Consider the following 17131-nt stretch of genomic DNA (forward strand, 5'->3'; position numbering starts at 1 on the left):
AATTTTTTCTTCATTGTTATTAATATAGCATTTTTACCCCTATAAAAAAAGCCAAACAGCAAGTGTTTGGCTTTTAGATTGCTTAATTATTCAGCTGAAAACAAGTATGGATAAACCGGTTGGCCGCCTTCATGAAGCTCTGTTTCCAGATCTTCAAATTCAGTAGTCAATGCTTCTGCAAATTGCTCTGCTTCTTTCATTGTACCACCTTCACCAACAATGATCGTCACGATTTCAGTCTCTTCGTCGATCATGCGTTTTAATGTATCCAATGATGCTTTAGCCATGTCTGGTTCAGAAACGACGATTTTTCCGTCGATCATTCCTAGATAGTCATCTTTTTTGATTTCAACGTTATCGATCGTTGTATCACGTACAGCTGTCGTAACCTGACCGCTAACAACACTTTCGATCATTTCTGTCATCGTTGCTTTATTTTCTTCTAGTGATTGTTGATCATTGAAAGCAAGCATCGCTGTCATTCCTTGAGAAATTGTCTTTGTAGGGACAACGGCTACAGGAATATCTGCTACTTCTGCTGCTTGATCAGCTGCCATGAAGATATTTTTATTATTTGGTAAAATGATCACTTGATCCGCATTGACTTCTTTCACTGCTTTCAAGATGTCTTCTGTACTTGGGTTCATTGTTTGGCCGCCGCTGATGATATAGCTTGCTCCTAAGCTGCGGAATAATTCCTGAACGCCTTCTCCAGCTGCGATCGCAATCACTGCGTAAGGAACACGCGCTTTGGGTGCAACTGCTGCTTGTGCATCATGCTCAACCAACGTTTCATGCTGTAAGCGCATGTTGTCGACTTTGATTTTAACAAGTGAACCGAATTTTTGTCCGTAGTTCATTACTTCACCAGGGTGTTCGGTATGCACGTGCACTTTGATGATTTCATCGTCATTGACAACCAGTAAAGAGTCGCCTAGTTCGTTCAGGTAATTTCTGAATGTGTCATAGTCGAAGTCACTATCTACAGTTGGTCCTTCACCGATTTGTACCATGATTTCTGTACAATAACCGAATTTGATATCTTCTGTGGCAACATGTCCGCTAACACCGCGGTGATGCTCCGCATTGACCATTTCGTCCATTTCGCCTGGTGATGGTTCATAGACTTCTGTTGCTAAGAAATTGCCGGATAAAGCTTCTAAGAATCCTTCATAGATAAATAGTAATCCTTGACCTCCGCTGTCTACAACGCCGACTTCTTTTAACACTGGTAAAAGATCTGGTGTTTTAGCTAAAGCGCGTTTAGCACCTTTAACGACAGCTTCCATCACTTCAATACAATCATCTGTTTCTTTTGCTTTACGTTCACCTGAACGAGCCGCTTCACGAGAAACAGTCAAAATTGTTCCTTCTACAGGTTTCATTACAGCTTTATAAGCTGTTTCTACCCCATGAGTAAACGCTGCGGCTAAGTCTTGTGCATTCAGCGTAACAACGTCTGGAATTTGTTTAGAAAAACCACGGAATAATTGCGATAAAATAACCCCAGAGTTTCCTCTAGCGCCCATCAATAATCCTTTTGAAAGGACTGTTGTTAGTTCTCCAACTTTTTCAGAACGAGAATCTGCTACAGCTTTTGCTCCACTTGTCATGGATAAATTCATATTTGTTCCTGTATCACCATCCGGCACAGGGAAAACATTCAATGAGTTGACATACTCTGCATTGACATGCAGACGACTCGCACCAGCCTGAACCATTTCTTGGAACTGACTTGCACTGATTTCTGTTACATTCACCTAAAAATCCTCCTTTAGATTGCTGCTAATAGACGAAAAGTATTTCTTCTATTTAACAGTCGGCTGCCTAGTCAGGCAACACACGAACACCTTGTACAAAAACGTTGACAGAATTAGCAGTGACACCAAGTAATGTCTCAAGGTTGTATTTGACTTTTTCTTGTACATTTCGAGAAACTTCTGAAATCTTTGTTCCATAACTTACGATTGTATATACGTCGACCGCAACGCCATTTTCTTCTTGACGTACGACTACACCTTTAGAGAAATTCTCTTTGCGCAAAATGCCATTTAAATTATCTTTGATTTGGTTTTTACTAGCCATCCCGACGATTCCGTAGATATCTGTCGCAGCTCCGCCAACTACAGTAGCGATAACCTCATTGGTAATCTCAATGGTGCCTGCTGGTGTTTTTATTTTTACAGCCATTGATGAAAGCCTCCTTAGAGAGCATAATTGCCCTATTTTCTTCTATAATATTTTAACATAGCAACCCCTTAATGAAAAGGAAGTTAATTAGAATATTATAGAGTGTCTCATCAAATTTACCAATAATTGTACAATTTACATTGTTTGTCAAGAAATGTCAAACACATTTCTTCAATCTCGCTAGCCAAACAAACAGTTGTTTATCGTAAAAAAAATAAAATCAACGACTCGTCCAGTGAACGAATCATTGATTTTATTTTCTAATTCCTATTATTGATTGAACTAATTTTCTTTGTAAGCAATTCTTGTTTGTAGTTTCGGACGAATTCCTGCTTCAAAGAAATTACTGATATCTGCAGCGCCTGAAGATAGAATAAGCTTGTAAGTCTCTTGCTCATTTACTAAAGAAGGAATATATGGATTCTTAGTTTCTTTAGCTATAAGTAACGTCATTGTGATCGCTGACTTCTTGCCATTCATTGTATCCAGTACATACCAACGGCTATTGCCGTTTGCTAATGCTGAATACAGCGTACCTTCAAATACAAACGAATCTTCGCCGATCGAATACGCCAAAGTTACACTGTTTTGAGCCTGACCAAGCGCCAGATTAAAATCAGTAATATTCCCAGCATACGTCTTCTTACCTGATATATCAGAATAAATAATTTCAGAATAAGCATCTGCATCCAGTAACTCATACTTTCCTTCAGTAACAGAGCTTGCTTGTACTTCTGTCTTGAATTCAAAAGTGAACAATGCGGTCAACACGATCACCAATATGGATATAGCTATTTTTTTACTACTTTTAGACATCTTAACACCTCCTAAAAGCTATAATACAAAACACAAAATCATAAGTCAATATAAATTCAAAACAAATAGAACATTTTAGTTTACAAAAATCACTAGTTTTTTGTAAGCTTAATTTTTTCACCCTATCTAAAAATCTACTTGCAAAAAACTGCTTTCTATGATAAATTAAGTTAGTATGAGCTGAAAACTATCGCTCCGAGATCAAAGCAAAGGAGGAAACTAAAAATGGCAAAAGTATGTTACTTTACTGGTCGTAAGACAAGCAGCGGCAATAACCGCTCACATGCAATGAACGCTACTAAACGTACTGTTAAACCTAACTTGCAAAAAGTTCGTGTATTAATAGACGGTAAACCTAAAAAAGTTTGGGTGTCAACTCGTGCTTTGAAATCTGGTAAAATCGAGCGTGTTTAATAAAAAATAATGCAAAAAGCTGAACGTTTCCGTTCAGCTTTTTTTATTTAGATCACGGCTTTGAATCACAGCGATCATCCCTGAATCAAATGAAAACGATGCGCTGTTGCTAACAAATTCATTGCTGGCGTAAGACGTCGGTATCGGGACATCTACATGATCCAAAGTATATTTGCTTTCTGTCAATGTTAAGTTATTGACTGGCGTCAAACAACAATAAGCGAGGTACGTCATTCCAACTTCTTTTGTAATCGAATAGCTTCCAGGACCGTAATACGTAATGCTATTTTGCCGATCCTTCAACTGAATTTGCGAAGCAAACGCTTGAAATTGCGGTTCTAACGGCAACCAAAGATTTGAAAGAAAATGATCTGCTCTACCTCCTGTAGCCCCAATGATCGTTATTTCCGCCTCAGGAAATTTTTCAAACGCCTTCATCAACGCTAGCTGAGTATCTGTAAAATCCTTTTCAGCTTGTGCCTGTTCAATTTCTTTCACTTCTTTTTTTACACGTTCAAATTCTTCCAGCCTTAACGAATCGAAATCGCCCACAGCTAAATCTAGTTTCCAACCACGCTCCAAGCTATACAAACTACCACGATCGATGCCTATGATAAAATCAAACTGATCGATCGAAAACTGCGGCCATTCTTCCGGCGAGCCGCCAGCCACAAGTAGTATTTCCATTAATCCAGCACAGCTCTCAACGCAGCAATTCTATCTTTTGGACTCTCAGAATTATAAATATATGATCCCGCAACAAAAACATTAGCACCTGCTTCTTTACAGCGTTTTGCTGTTTCCGGCTCGATTCCGCCATCGACCTCAATATCATACGCATAACCTTTAGTATCTTTCCATTCTTTCAGTTGGGCAATTTTATCTAATGAACTTTCAATAAAGCTTTGACCGCCAAATCCCGGATTTACCGTCATGATCAAGACTTGATCTACTAAATCCAACACATATTCAATTGCTGATAATGGCGTTCCAGGATTAATCACGACTCCAGCTTTTACACCTGATGCTTTGATCATTTGGACAGCACGATGAATATGAGGTGTCGATTCTTGATGAACCGTGATAATGTCTGCACCAGCTTTAGCAAATTCTTCAATGTAATTTTCTGGTTGAACGATCATTAAATGAACATCCAACGGCAATTTCGTAGTTGGACGGATCGCAGAAACTACATTTGGGCCTAAAGTGATATTAGGAACAAATTGCCCATCCATCACATCCACATGGATATAGTCTGCACCTAATTTCTCAACCAATTGAATATCTCTTTCCAAATTTGCAAAATCTGCGCTTAAAATCGATGGTGCTAATTTCATAAAAAAAGTCCTCCCTCATTTTCTAACTAAGTGATATGGTTATTTCTTTTTATAGATTGGTTTGCGATTCTCGATCTCTGATAAAAACTGGAGATAATTGTCATAACGCGTCTGCGCGATCTCACCCGTTTCCACAAGTGCCTTTACCTCACAGCCAGGTTCTTTTCGATGCATGCATTCACGAAACTTACATAGATGTGCTACTTCGACAAATTCAGGAAATTGTTTTGGCAGCTCGGTTGTTTCCATTTCTAAAAAGTCAATTGAACTAAAACCTGGAGTATCAGCAACTAATCCATCAAATAATGGTAAAAGTTCTACGTGGCGCGTCGTATGCTTTCCTCGTCCCAATGCTTCAGAAATTTCATTTGTTGCTAACTGTAAGTCTGGAGAAATCTTATTCAGCAACGTTGATTTCCCTGCACCCGATTGTCCCATAAACACAGTCAGACGTTCTGGAAAATACTGCTCCAACTCGCGAACGGCTTCCTCATCTCCTACACTGGTGGCGGCGATCACTGAATAGAGTGCACCGTATACTCGCTGAACATCGGCAACATTGACTGCTTCTTCTCCAGTCAATAAATCGATTTTCGTCAAATAGATGATTGGCGTGATTTCTTTTTCTTCCAGCGTTACCAGAAAACGATCGAGTAAATTATAAGAGAAGTTCGGTTCCACCATACTCATGACGATCACTCCTAAATCCACGTTTGCAATGGGAGGACGCACTAGCTCATTGTGTCTTGGGTAAACTTCCAGCAGATAGCCGTCGATCAGGTTATCACTTTCAAACATGACCTCATCACCGACTAATGGTGTGATTTTGCGATTCCGAAAGTTGCCTCGTGCTCTTGTTTGGAATGTTTGACCGTCAGCATAAATGTAATAAAAGCCGCTTAACGCTTTTCTGATTTGACCTTTCAGAAATGCCACCTCCTTGTTTTTGTTGGTTTCATTTTACCACATTCCCAAAAGTTATTGAACTTCTTCTCCTATTCAAACAGCTGAATAGGATCATCCATTACTTAAGAATGGTTTCTTTTTACTTCCAAAGTGTTTACAGACATACAATATCCTAGATTCATTGTATAATCGACTTGTTAATAATTATGCTGGAGGGGAAAAATATGTGCACAAGTTTAACTTTTGAATCAACTCAAAAAAATCATTTCTTAGCTAGAACGATGGATTTTGGCTTTGAGCTTGATGGAAGACCGATCGTCATGCCTAGAGAGCACACATGGACAACACACTTTGGACAAATACAACATTCAACTTACGGGTTTGTAGGCACTGGTCGTAAGCTAGAAGAATATTTTTTTGCAGATGGTGTAAATGAAAAAGGACTTTCAATTGCTGAGCTTTATTTTTTGGACGAAGCAAAATACCTACCTGAACCTGTTGAAGGAAAATTAAATCTTGCTCCACACGAATTTATCCTTTGGGTTCTTGGCGAAATCGCAACTATCGATGAGTTAGAGCAACGTATAGATGAAATCGTCCTTGTGAATGCACCTGTCTCACTTTTAGGAATCACCGTTCCGTTACATTTTATTATTACCGATCGAACAGGAAAATCAGTGGTCGTGGAAACAAATAGCGGAGCGATCGAAATCAAAGATAACCCAATCGGCGTAATGACCAACAGCCCTGAATTTGAATGGCATTTGAAAAATCTAAACAATTATATTTTTATCAAACCAACAAATAATTCAACGATTTCTATCGATGGTTATGAGCTTAAACCTTTTGGACAAGGTTCAGGGACTTTTGGGTTGCCTGGTGGTTACACTTCACCTGAACGCTTTGCTCGAACAGTCTATACGCGCCACTTGACTGAAAAAGGCCAAACGACAGGAGATGCTGTTAACGCTGTTTTCCATATTTTAGATAATGTGACGATTCCAAAAGGAGTCAATATTAAAAATGACGGAGCTGTTGACTATACTCAATATAGAGCTGTGATGGATGTTGATGATCTGATCTACTATTTAAATCCTTACAATACCCAAGACGTATTTTCAGTTACGTTGAATGAGGAACTTTTGACAGCAAACGAACCGACGGAATTTGGTATTGAAGCGACATTTAAAGCCACTTCTTTAAACTAAAAAAATGAAGCAATTCTCTAAAAAGAGGTTGCTTCATTTTTATTTTAGCTATTTTCGTCACTTGCCGCTTCATAATTCACAGTAACTGAATCGCCTTTTTTCAGTGTACCACCTGAACCTGGCGACGTGCTGATCGCTTTTCCTTTTGCTTCATCTCCAGAGCCGGTTACGTAAACAAACCCGCTGCTTTCGATCTTTGCTTTAGCCTCAGCAGCAGTCAAACCACTGACATCTGGCACCGTCCCGTTTCCACGACCTGAACTTACACGTAAAATAACTTTATCGCTTTTAGTATCAAACGAAGCTCCTGACTTAGGTTCTTGCGAAATAACGACGCCTTCTTCTACTGTATCGCTTGCTTCGTCAACTTGCTCATACTTGATTCCAAGTGCGACTAAGTCAGCCACTACATTGTTGTAAGAACGACCTTCGTAATTACCTAAAGAAATTTTACTTGATTCAGATGAGCTTGTTTGTGTCGTTTTATCCGGTCCAGAGCTGACCACTAAGGTGATTTTGCCTTTTTTCGGATTAAATGGATTACCAGCTGCTGGATTTTGTTCCATAACAAAACCTTTTTCTACTGTATCACTGGCCTTATCCACACGCGTGATCTGATTTGATTTGATGCCGTAACTCAACAATTCTGCAACAGCACTATCATAGCTGTAGCCTAGACTTGCATAATCTGCCAGATAAACATCTTCCGGCCCTTCACTAACGACTAATGTCACTTCATCTGTTTTCGGATCGACTTCTTCACCAGCTTCCGGCGACTGACTGATAACTTCGTCCTCATCTACGTCAGTATCTGTCTCTCTAGTGATCTTGATTTGATTTTCTTTAAACCCTTGTTCACCTAGCTTTTCGATGGCATCTTTGTAACTTTCGCCTGTCACGTCAACTAGCTTGATTTTCTTATTTCCAGAGCTGATGTAGAGCTCGACTTCTCGATTTTTCTTGACTGTAGAGTCCATCTCAGGATTTGTTTTGACTACTTTTCCTTCTTCGATGTCATCACTTTGTACTTGCTTCGATTCTGCTTTGACTTTCAAACCAGCATCTTCTAAAATCGTTCTAGCTTGCGCTTCTGTTTTACCTGATACATCTGGGATTTTGACTTCACTACTGCTTCCCATCATACTGAGAAGATACAAGCCTCCTCCTATCAATAGGATTAACAGCAAGATGGATAGTACGATATTACGGTTACGTCTTCTTTTCTTCTTTTTCACTTGTGCTTCTGCTTCTTGTTGTTCGATTTCTTCATGCTCATTTCGTTCTTCTGGAGGTGTCTCCATCGCAGCAAAAGCTGAAGGCATCGCCATCTCATCAGTGATCGGCGTTAAAATTTTTGTTTCACCAATCAATCCCGTAGGTTCCCACTTTGGCTCGTTCAGGCGGTTTGCCGCAAGTACCGTATATAAATCCCGGGACATTTCTTCTGCAGTTTTATAGCGATCTGCCGGATCTTTGGCCGTGGCATGCAACACTACATTCTCTAGTGATTGCGGAATGTTCGGATCGACCATTTTAACAGAAGGGATTTCTTCTTGAAAATGCTTTAACGCAATGGTTACTGCTGACTCCCCGTCAAACGGTACATTCCCAGTCAGCATTTCATATAAAATGATCCCAACAGCATAGACATCTGATTGATTGGTCGCCATACTGCCGCGGGCTTGTTCTGGCGATAAGTAATGAACGGAGCCTAACATCGTATTGGTTTGTGTGATCGATGTTTCAGTCAGGGCAATGGCGATCCCAAAATCGGTGATTTTCACCACGCCGCTTTCGTCCATCAAAATATTTTGCGGTTTCAAATCTCTATGAATGATTCGATGTTCATGGGCTAAAGAAACAGCTGATAAGATTTGTTCCATGATATCTACGATTTTTGCATATGGAATTGGGTATTGCGTCTGGATATATCGCTTTAGATCCATCCCTTTAACATATTCCATCACTAAGTATTGGAGTCCATCCTCTTCACCGACATCATACACACTGACGATATTCGGATGAACCAATTCGGTAGCGGCTAACGCCTCTCGTTGGAAACGGCGAATCGCTGCCTGATCGTTTTGGAAGTCAAAACGCAATACTTTGATTGCGACATCACGATCCAAGATCAAATCATGGGCTAAAAAAACATTGGCCATTCCGCCACTACCGATATTGCCAATAATATGATATCGACCATTTAATTTTCTGCCGATTTCGATCATTGGTTTGCCTCCTTCTGTTCGTCAAAATGGATGACCAAGACGGTAATGTTATCCGCACCGCCTGCTTCGTTAGCTCGAGTGATCAACGTTGACACCTTTTCTTTTAATGGCTGATCGGAAAGTATAATTGCCAATATATCCTCTTCAGAAACCATATTCGTCAATCCATCTGAACACAATAAAATATAATCGTCCGGTACCCAAATATGATTCGTTACATCCACTTCAACTGTCCCAGGCATTCCTAGTGAACGAGTTAAAACATTTTTACGTGGGTGATTCGCTGCCATTTCACGAGTAATTTCACCTGATTTTACCAATTCGTTTACTAATGAATGATCTTCTGTCAGCTGAACCAATTGATCATTCCGTACTAAATAGGCCCGGCTGTCTCCGATGTTCGCCAATACAAAGGATTGATCCAATAATACTGCGCTGACAATCGTTGTTCCCATCCCTAAATATTCTGGTTGAGACTGCCCCTTTTGATAGATCAGTTCGTTTTCGTCTTGAATTTCTTTGATCAACCATTGTGCGGCTTTTTCTGACGTTTCAATTTGACTTTCCTGCCAGCGTGCCCCTAAATTATTTACCGCCATTTGACTAGCGACATCGCCAGCCTGATGACCGCCCATTCCATCAGCCAAAATTGCTAAAGCTAGACCCGTCTGATTCTCAAATAGACCAGCATAATCCTGGTTCGTATTCCGTCTCCGTCCGACATCTGTTTGAAAATTGATTTCCACTCTGCTTCACCTCGTTTAACAAACTTTCTGCATACAACAAATAAAAAAGCCATCCGTGCCTAATTGATGCGGGTATAATGTCAGCATTTGATCTTTGACAGCAGTCTGTACAAGGTCATTAGCTTTCACATCGATTTTTTTAAATTCAGGGTGCTTCTCTAAAAATGCTGCGACAACTTCTTGATTTTCTTCTTCGGCAATCGTACAAGTGCTATAGACCATTATACCCCATTGTTTCAATGTTGGGGCAACACTTTCCAGAATTTCTAACTGGATTTTTGGTAGTTGTTCAAAATCTTGTGCTGATTTATGGTATTTAATATCTGGCTTCCTACGCATCAAACCTAATCCAGAACAAGGAGCATCGACTAAAATCCGATCAAAATACTCAGCAGGAAACTCTTCGCCAACCTTACGTGCATCGAGCTTTTCAGTATCTACGACCTCTTTGACATGCAGGCGTTCTGCATTTTGTTTGATCAATTTTATTTTATGATCATGGATATCTAATGATTTGACACGACCACCTTGACTAGAATCCAAGTATGTAGCAATATGTGTGGTTTTCCCGCCTGGTGCTGCACACGCATCCAGCACGACGTGATTTTGTTCGATCTGCATCGCAGGCGCAACCAGCATCGAGCTTTCATCCTGAATGGTCAGTTTTCCTGCCCCAAACAAATAGCTGCCGGCTAAAAAGCCTTTGTCCGCAACAATCCCATAAGGTGAAACACGACTTGCAGAAGCTTCAATATGATCACGTTGTAATTCATCCAACGCTGCTTCAATACTAATTTCATTCGTATCAACGCGGCCACTAACATGACTTTTTTCAAAAAGAGACAAGCCTAATGTTCTTGTTTCTTCTACTCCTAGCTGTTTGATCAGTTTCTCTGTCATCCATTGCGGCATACTGATTTCAATTGATAAACGTTTTACGGGATCTTGGATTTTTTCTAAGCTTGGCGCACCTTCACGCTGAAACGCCCGCAGTACGCCATTGACAAATTTACCAATACCGCTATTGCCGCGATGTTTTCCGATTTCGACCGCTTCATTGATGATCGCATGATCTGGAATTTTATCTAGAAAAACGAGTTGATACACGGACAGGCTAAGTAAATTTTTGACCCAGCTGTCGACTTTTTTTGGATTTTGAATAAAGGGTGTCAAATAGTATTCTAACAATAACTTGCGGCTGATCGTGCCATAGACTAGCTCCGTAAATAAACGGCTGTCTTTTTCTCCTAAAGCAGAGCTATTGATCATTTCATTTAATAATAAATTGGAGTACGCTCCTCCGTTATCTACACGTTCGATGGTTCTCAATGCCACGTAACGTACGGAGTTCTTCACTCGTGCTGGTATTTTTTTACCCATTTTACTTAGCCCACCTTATCTGATTCTGCAACTGTTTTACCCACACCGTTCAAGAAATCTTGAACCGATAGTTTCCCCTTGCCGGAAGGCTGAAGGGTATTTACAGAAAGGACTGTCCCTTTGCCACAAGCGATCCACAGTTCTTTTTTACTGCGTTTAATGATCGTTCCAGACTCCGCATCTGTTGTTTCAGCCAACGGTGTAACATCCCATATTTTCCAGTTGATTTCTTTATATGTGGTGAAGGCAGTTGGCCATGGACGCATTCCCCGCACTTGATTATCGACTTGTTCAGCTGTTTTATTCCAGTCGATCCGTTCTTGCTCTCTCGTAATATTTGGTGAAAAAGTAACTTGATCTTCCGCCTGAGGGATCGGTGTGATTTGGTTGTTCAAGAGTTTTGGCAACGTGTCCAGCAATAATTCTTTGCCTACAACACTTAGACGCTCAAACATGGTACCAACATCATCTTCTTTAGCGATCGGAATGGCTTTTTGGGAAAGAATATCTCCAGCATCCATTTTTTTGACCATTTCCATGATCGTCACACCCGTTTCTTTTTCTCCTTCTATGATCGAATAATGAACAGGTGCTCCGCCACGATATTTAGGCAATAAAGATGCATGAACATTGATTGCACCAAATTTAGGTGCTTGTAAAATCTTTTCTGGTAAAAACTGTCCAAAGGCAGCCGTGACAATTAAATCTGGTGCCAGTTCAATGATTTTATCCATCTCGGCTGATCCTGAGATTTTTTCCGGCTGTAAGACAAGCAATCCATGTTTTACAGCTGCTTCTTTGACTGGTGTTGGGGTAATTATTTTTTTCCGTCCTACCGGGCGATCAGGCTGCGTTACAACGGCCAGTATCTCGTAGCCATTTTCAATCAGCCCTTCTAAAATAGGGACTGAAAACGCTGGTGTTCCCATAAATATAAGTTTAGTCATCTAAATGTTCCTCCATATATGCATCTAAATCTTCTGGTTTGATCGGTTCAATGATTTTATCGATAAATAACTCTCCGTTTAAATGATCGATTTCATGTTGAAAGGCTCTAGCCAAATAACCATACGCAGTAACTTCGATCTCATCCCCTTCACGATCAAAATAACGAACCGTAACTTCTTCCGCCCGCTCAACCGTTCCATAGGTGCCCGGAATACTTAAGCAGCCTTCAACATCGACATCCGTTCCTTTACTTTCAATGATTTCAGGATTGATCAATTCAAACAAACCCGTTTCCTCATCGACTTCGATCACTGCAAGCTGGATATTTTTACCGATCTGAGGCGCTGCTAGACCAATTCCATCATGAGCGATCATTGTTTCGTACATATTTTCTAAGATAGTGATGGTTTCATCCGTGATCATAGTGACCGGTATTGCTTTTTGCATCAAACGTTCATTGGGATGTATCACGATAGGATAGCGCATAAAAATTCCTTTCTATTTGACTGACTCTATTTTTCGGACTCAGTCCTTCTCTTTTGATTAACAGTTAGCTCTTGAAGACATAGGCAACATCAGATAAAATTCATCGGTTCTGCATCGATCGATAGTTTCAGTCCATGTGCTGTAGCTTTTTGGGTATCTGTCAGTATTTTCTTTAATATATTCTGTAAGTTAGGTTCATGCTTATATTTGATAATCACTTGATAGAAGTAACGATTATTGACACGCATGATCGCATTTGGCGTTGGTCCCAGCAAAATACTCTGATCAGATAGACCAGTCTTTAACTCCTTAACGATTTCAAACATTTGTTTCGCTGCTTGGTTTTCTTCTGGGTGACTAGCTGTGATTTGGACGGTAAAATAAAAGGGTGGATAGTCGCCACGGTGACGCACCTGCATCTCTTTTTGATAGAAGTCTTCATAATCTTGCGCTTTCGCCAGTTGAATCGAATAATGCTCGGGATTGAATGATTGTATGATGACCTCTCCCGGTTTCTCTGCACGTCCAGCCCGACCGCTGACCTGAGTCAACAGCTGAAAAGTCCGTTCACTGGAACGAAAGTCGGGAAGATTCAATGCGGTATCAGCATTCAATACACCGACCAACGTAACATTGGGAAAATCCAGTCCTTTAGCGATCATTTGAGTCCCTAACAAAATATCTGCTTCATGATTGCCAAACGCGGTCAAAATTTTCTCATGGGCGCCTTTTCGTCGAGTTGTATCGACATCCATTCGTAAAATTCGACTTTCTGGAAATAGTAGTTTTAATTCTTCTTCTACCTTCTGTGTCCCTGTTCCATAGTAACGAATCTTATCTCCATCACAATTTGGGCAGCGGTGTGGAATCCGTTCTTCATGACCGCAATAATGGCATTTCATTGTTTTTGTATCCATGTGCAGTGTCAATGAAATATCACAGTTTGGACAAGGTAAAACATATCCACAGTCACGGCACATTACAAACGATGAATAGCCTCGACGATTCAATAATAGTACGCTTTGTTCTTTTTTAGCCATACGGTCTTTCAATTTTTCTTGCAGTGCTAGCGAAAAGGAGGACGTGTTTTTCCGCTGAACTTCTTCTCTCATATCTATGATGTCGATCGTTGGCAGCGTAGCCGTTTGATTTGCCCGCTTGGTTAGAACTAAGCGTTCATAGACATTCTTTTGCGCGCGAGCACGTGATTCTAAGGACGGTGTCGCACTCCCCAGTACGATAGGACAATTATGGTACGCACCACGCCAGATCGCTAAATCACGGGCATGATAGCGCGGTGTTTCTTCTTGTTTATAGCTAGCTTCATGCTCTTCATCGATAATAATGACCCCGACATTTTCTAACGGTGAGAAAATCGCGGAACGAACACCAACGACTACTTGCGCTTCTCCACGCTCGATCTTACGCCATTCATCGTATTTTTCACCTTGGGACAAGGCACTATGCATCACTGCCACTTGATCACCAAAGCGACTCTTGAAGCGCTGAACCATCTGCGGTGTCAACGAAATTTCCGGAACCAGCATCATCGCGGTTTTCCCTTGATGCAAAGCTTCCGCAATGATTTGCAGGTACACTTCCGTTTTACCACTGCCAGTAATTCCTTCTAATAAGTATGTCTTGCTCGTTCCTTGATTCATTGAGCCTAATACTCGATCAACGGCTGTTTGTTGCTCTTCATTCAGGGATAGTGCTGTTGTTTGTTCAAAGGTATGGTCGGCAAAAGGATCACGATATGCTTCTGTTTCAACAAAAGTCAACCAGCCTCGTTTGGCACCATCATTCAAAACAGCAGTACTAAAACCTAATTCTTTCATTTCTTTGACCGTTGTTGACTGTTCTAGTCCTAACTGCTGCAAATAATTGATCAGCTGTTCTTTTTTCTGTGAACCTTTTCTAAGCGCCATTCGTTCTTCTTCTAATTGCTCAAATTCTTTGGCTGCCCGTATATGACGGATCGTTTTCACTCTATTTCGTGTATTGACTTCATAACGAATATCGACTTTCTGCTGTTTTCTAAGCTGCATCAGCTGAGGCAAAATATTACGAGCTTGTGCATCTTCCCAAGCAATTTCATCTAGGCCATAAAACAATTCGTCCCGCAGCGTTTCTTCTAATTCGTCAGTCAAATATATGTATTTTCGGTAATCTGCTCTCATCACACTAGGAAGCATCGTTTGCAGACAAGTGATTTTAAAAGCAAAGGTTTTTTCCTTCATATAATCGGCTAAAGCTAATAACTCCGTATTCAGGACTGGTTTCAAATCTAAAACAGAGAGAATCTCTTTCCATTGAAAAGTTTGCTCTGCTATTTCGTCATCAGAAACCATTCTGATTTCCAAAACAAATCCCTGCAAGTGGCGATTTCCATTACCAAAGGGCACTTCTACCCGCATCCCTACCGAAAGTTGTTCTTCTAAGTTCAAAGGAATCAAATAAGTAAACGGTTGGTCTGTCTGCATCGTTGGAACATCAACAATGACTTGCGCCGCTTTTCTCATGTACATTCCTCCTTTTATTCTTGTTAGTTGATTCTTTATCTACGCTTTCGCTTTTCTTTGCTTATTGTACTAAAGAATCCTTGATTTGTCTTGCTCCTCTGATTGCTATTGCAAAAAATTAACAGATAATAATGGAATATGTGTATACATGATCACATGAAGAGGTTATCTGATTAGGCATGATCGCTACAACTAGTCGATTCATACATTTAAATCAAAAAAGTTCTGAATCACAATGGTTCAGAACTTTTTATTGCTCTATTTAGGCGGTCCTGCTTCATTTTGAAGATCAAAATGACCAATTTCTTCTAGTGCTTCGCCGGTAAAATCATCTACTTTATTTAACTGAATTGTGTAGACTGATGTTGTATCTAGTGCACTAAAGTCAAATGAAATACTTATCTCACCTTTTTCAAAATCTACTACTGTTCCAAGTGATTGGTTCTCACTTTCAATGCCATCCTTGTACAACGTAACACCAGGAAAGCTCCCTTCACTCATTGGAGCAACAAATTTCACAGATGTCTGCAGCGCATCGTTTTTCACTCTTATATCCGTGATATTATCAACATTTGTAATGTTGGTTTTAGCTGTTTGTGTCAACGGTTTATAGTCAATAGTGAACACCCAATCCCCTTCATACACTAAAGCAGGGTCTACCCCAAATGGCTGCATATTTTCAGGGTCAGCAGTAGCTTCCAGAAATGCTTGGTCTAACTCCTCTGCATCCGTCCACCATAATTTATAAATATGAAGAGATAATTTAGCATCATTTGGGATATCCTCTCTATTAAGTGTTACAACGACCGAACCGTAAAAAGTATCCCCTTCCACACGAAAAGTAGAACTATACATTCCACCACCACGTACGTCTTCTGTATCCCCTTCAGTAAAAAGACCGATATCGATATCTTGGGCATTTACAGACATTTTTTTGAATTTTCGATCAGGAGAACTTTGTTTTTGTAACAGCTCTTTTAATTTTTCATCATCCAAATTAAATTGATAATCAAAAGCAAATTTCTTCTTTGTTGAGACAAATTTTGTCAGCTTGATTTCTCTGCCATTAGAAATGCTGGTTATATCCAGTTGTGTAGGAATCTGATTACTTTCTACTATTTCAACTCCAGAATCTTTGCTGATACCAAAAGCCTGCTCGATGGCGGCTCCAACAGGTGTTTTGGTTATAATAAATACTAAGGCAAGAGCCGCAAGGGCAATTGAAATGATGATTTTATAGGTATAACTTATTTTGATTTTTTTATCTTGCTTTATTTTATTATTTAAAATAGCTGTTCGACTCTGTGTCAGTTTTTCCATAACTTCTTTTGGAATTTCTTTTTCGTTTTTAAGTTTGTCGATTAGTTTTTTATCCATTGTTTTCCTCCTCCAATAGATTTTTCAACTTCACTCTGCCACGCATCAGCCTTGTTTTCACTGTATTGGTTGACATTTTTAATTGTTCAGAAATTTCTTTGATGCTAAAGCCTGCGTAGTAATATAAAACGAGCGGGATCCTGTAAATCTCTGATAAAGCACTTAGTTCTTGGTTTAAATCTGGTGCTCCATAGTCAGCAACTTCGCTTTTTGCATGTCTTTCTTCAAATTCAATGACTGCGACCCGCTTTTTCAGAATGTCTTTCGCATGATTGACCATGATTCTGAATATCCACGTATTGAATGCCGCTTCATTTTTCAAGTTCGTGATCTTCTGCCAGGCTCGAATCTCGGTTTCCTGTAAGCAGTCAGCAACATCTGCATCATTTAACAATAGCTTATAGGCTGCATTGTATAAAACAACTTGGTACATCTCACAAAGCTGTACAAAGGCGTGCGCATCGCCTTTCTTTGCTTTTTTGACTAGCTTGATTTGCAAATCTTTTTCCATTTTTCTCCTCCCTTACGCCTATTAGACAGCCATTTTGTCCTAAAGGTTTCAAAATAGTTTAT

Annotated in this window: 16 protein-coding genes; 2 read left to right on the forward strand and 14 right to left on the reverse strand. The window is 40.0% G+C overall.

Going from position 1 to position 17131, the window contains the following annotated elements:
- Positions 1 to 86 precede the first annotated feature (86 nt).
- The 3 genes from CC204_RS11335 to CC204_RS11345 all read right to left on the reverse strand — a co-directional run bounded on the left by CC204_RS11335 (position 87) and on the right by CC204_RS11345 (position 3006).
- Positions 87 to 1760 (reverse strand): DAK2 domain-containing protein, encoded by a 1674-nt coding sequence (locus CC204_RS11335; protein WP_088270233.1) that lies wholly within the window; start codon positions 1758 to 1760, stop codon positions 87 to 89.
- Positions 1761 to 1827: 67 nt separating this feature from the next.
- A complete protein-coding gene (locus CC204_RS11340) occupies positions 1828 to 2190 on the reverse strand; it encodes an Asp23/Gls24 family envelope stress response protein (RefSeq protein ID WP_087641830.1) in 363 nt (120 codons plus the stop codon).
- Positions 2191 to 2472: 282 nt separating this feature from the next.
- Positions 2473 to 3006 (reverse strand): hypothetical protein, encoded by a 534-nt coding sequence (locus CC204_RS11345; RefSeq protein ID WP_088270234.1) that lies wholly within the window; start codon positions 3004 to 3006, stop codon positions 2473 to 2475.
- Between the two features lie 225 nt (positions 3007 to 3231).
- Here CC204_RS11345 and rpmB point away from each other — a divergent pair, with 225 nt between their 5' ends.
- Positions 3232 to 3420: a 50S ribosomal protein L28 gene (gene rpmB / locus CC204_RS11350; protein WP_010761898.1), complete on the forward strand. Its 189-nt coding sequence runs from the start codon at positions 3232 to 3234 to the stop codon at positions 3418 to 3420.
- Positions 3421 to 3453: 33 nt separating this feature from the next.
- Here rpmB and CC204_RS11355 read toward each other — a convergent pair whose 3' ends face one another.
- The 3 genes from CC204_RS11355 to rsgA are packed head-to-tail and all read right to left on the reverse strand — an operon-like array spanning position 3454 to position 5693.
- Positions 3454 to 4107, reverse strand: a complete 654-nt coding sequence (locus CC204_RS11355; RefSeq protein WP_088270235.1) for a thiamine diphosphokinase — start codon at positions 4105 to 4107, stop codon at positions 3454 to 3456.
- Positions 4107 to 4757, reverse strand: a complete 651-nt coding sequence (gene rpe / locus CC204_RS11360) for a ribulose-phosphate 3-epimerase (protein ID WP_088270236.1) — start codon at positions 4755 to 4757, stop codon at positions 4107 to 4109. Before rpe ends, CC204_RS11355 begins: the two co-directional genes overlap by 1 nt.
- Positions 4758 to 4796: 39 nt before the next feature.
- Positions 4797 to 5693, reverse strand: a complete 897-nt coding sequence (rsgA, locus tag CC204_RS11365) for a ribosome small subunit-dependent GTPase A (protein ID WP_088270237.1) — start codon at positions 5691 to 5693, stop codon at positions 4797 to 4799.
- Positions 5694 to 5887: 194 nt separating this feature from the next.
- Here rsgA and CC204_RS11370 point away from each other — a divergent pair, with 194 nt between their 5' ends.
- A complete protein-coding gene (locus CC204_RS11370; RefSeq protein ID WP_088270238.1) occupies positions 5888 to 6871 on the forward strand; it encodes a choloylglycine hydrolase family protein in 984 nt (327 codons plus the stop codon).
- Positions 6872 to 6915: 44 nt separating this feature from the next.
- Here the strand turns inward: CC204_RS11370 and pknB are convergent, their stop codons facing one another.
- The 8 genes from pknB to CC204_RS11410 all read right to left on the reverse strand — a co-directional run bounded on the left by pknB (position 6916) and on the right by CC204_RS11410 (position 17069).
- Entirely contained in the window at positions 6916 to 9099 is a 2184-nt protein-coding gene (pknB, locus tag CC204_RS11375; RefSeq protein WP_088270239.1) for a Stk1 family PASTA domain-containing Ser/Thr kinase, read from the reverse strand.
- A complete protein-coding gene (locus CC204_RS11380) occupies positions 9096 to 9845 on the reverse strand; it encodes a Stp1/IreP family PP2C-type Ser/Thr phosphatase (protein ID WP_088270240.1) in 750 nt (249 codons plus the stop codon). Before CC204_RS11380 ends, pknB begins: the two co-directional genes overlap by 4 nt.
- Positions 9846 to 9860: 15 nt before the next feature.
- Complete coding sequence (gene rsmB, locus CC204_RS11385; RefSeq protein ID WP_088270241.1) at positions 9861 to 11225, reverse strand: 16S rRNA (cytosine(967)-C(5))-methyltransferase RsmB; 1365 nt, start codon at positions 11223 to 11225, stop codon at positions 9861 to 9863.
- Positions 11226 to 11230: 5 nt separating this feature from the next.
- Positions 11231 to 12172, reverse strand: a complete 942-nt coding sequence (gene fmt / locus CC204_RS11390) for a methionyl-tRNA formyltransferase (protein WP_088270242.1) — start codon at positions 12170 to 12172, stop codon at positions 11231 to 11233.
- Positions 12165 to 12659: a peptide deformylase gene (gene def / locus CC204_RS11395; RefSeq protein ID WP_088270243.1), complete on the reverse strand. Its 495-nt coding sequence runs from the start codon at positions 12657 to 12659 to the stop codon at positions 12165 to 12167. Before def ends, fmt begins: the two co-directional genes overlap by 8 nt.
- 89 nt (positions 12660 to 12748) lie before the next feature.
- Complete coding sequence (gene priA / locus CC204_RS11400; protein WP_088270244.1) at positions 12749 to 15181, reverse strand: primosomal protein N'; 2433 nt, start codon at positions 15179 to 15181, stop codon at positions 12749 to 12751.
- Between the two features lie 258 nt (positions 15182 to 15439).
- Positions 15440 to 16558 (reverse strand): hypothetical protein, encoded by a 1119-nt coding sequence (locus tag CC204_RS11405; protein WP_088270245.1) that lies wholly within the window; start codon positions 16556 to 16558, stop codon positions 15440 to 15442.
- Positions 16551 to 17069 carry an RNA polymerase sigma factor gene (locus CC204_RS11410; RefSeq protein WP_088270246.1) on the reverse strand — a complete coding sequence of 173 codons (519 nt, stop codon included), beginning with the start codon at positions 17067 to 17069 and terminating at the stop codon, positions 16551 to 16553. Before CC204_RS11410 ends, CC204_RS11405 begins: the two co-directional genes overlap by 8 nt.
- Positions 17070 to 17131: the final 62 nt, after the last annotated feature.

Origin of the sequence: Enterococcus wangshanyuanii (assembly GCF_002197645.1) — a bacterium.
In the GTDB taxonomy this organism is placed as follows: Bacteria; Bacillota; Bacilli; order Lactobacillales; family Enterococcaceae; genus Enterococcus_L; species Enterococcus_L wangshanyuanii.